1 protein-coding gene is annotated in these 1,042 nt (G+C 56.8%); it reads left to right on the top strand.

Going from position 1 to position 1,042, the window contains the following annotated elements; all coding sequences use genetic code 11:
- Window positions 1–65 precede the first annotated feature (65 nt).
- Window positions 66–1,042, top strand: a 977-nt coding sequence (locus AWB68_RS45340) for an IS630 family transposase (protein ID WP_125483319.1), incomplete at its 3' end; no start/stop codon positions are given.

Genomic DNA, 1,042 nt, shown 5'->3' with positions numbered 1-1,042 from the left:
TCATAAGTCAGGAATTTTGCGGACACATGCTCTATGCTTGAGCGATAGCTCTTACGAGGACGCCCATGAAAAGAGATGGTCGGAGCCTTGCTCACAACACTCTTGAAGAGATGCGCATCCTTGCAGTTCAGCGTATGGCCGAAGGCGAGCATCCAAATGAGGTTGCGGCGTCGTTTGGGATGCATCGCTCGTGGGCGTACAAGATCAGGTCGCAAGCGCGAGGTCGTGGCCATGGTGTCCGGGCGTTGCGCTCGACCAAAGGCACAGGTCGCCCGCGTACGCTCACTACAACACAGGAGCAGCGGGTCCTGCGCTGGGTTAATGGCAAGAATCCAATGCAGTACGGGTTTGATTTTGGCTTATGGACGCGCAACCTGGTTCGTGAGCTGGTGCGACAGAAATTCGACGTCAGGCTGAGTCTGGCATCTATTGGCGCGATGCTCGCCCGCCTGAACCTTACGCCGCAAAAGCCGCTGCAGAGGGCTTACCAGCGTGATCCGGAAGCCATCGAGCGTTGGCAACGCGACACCTATCCGAGCATTGCCAGGAAGGCTCGCGAGCAGAAAGCGGACATTTTCTTCTGGGACGAATCAGGCTTCCGTGCTGACTCGGTGCATGGCAGGACGTGGGCGCCGCGCGGTGAAACGCCCGTGGTCGAGCGGCCCGGCGAGCGACAAAGCATGAGCGCCGCGTCGGCTGTTAATTCGAAGGGGGCTTTTTGGTTTGCAACCTATGAAGGGGGACTTACCGGTGAGTTGTTCGTGGAATTGCTCAAGAAGTTGATGTTCAATCGAAAAAGAGCGGTTCATCTGATCGTCGACGGATTGCCAGCGCATAAGAAGGCGATCGTTAAGGAGTATGTCGCCAGTACGCGGGGCAAGTTGACTTTGCATTTCCTGCCCGGTTATGCACCGGACCTCAATCCAGATGAACTGGTGTGGAGTCACGTTAAGCGCACCGGCGTCGCGCGACGTCCTCTTCAAAAGGGCGAGAAGCTGGGCTCGAAAATTCACGAGCAGCTTTCACAAATTGGCCGCGATCC

It is taken from the genome of Caballeronia choica, assembly GCF_001544535.1.
GTDB lineage: Bacteria > Pseudomonadota > Gammaproteobacteria > Burkholderiales > Burkholderiaceae > Caballeronia > Caballeronia choica.
Note: the sequence above shows the minus strand (reverse complement) of the source record. Positions and strands in the feature narration are given on the sequence as shown.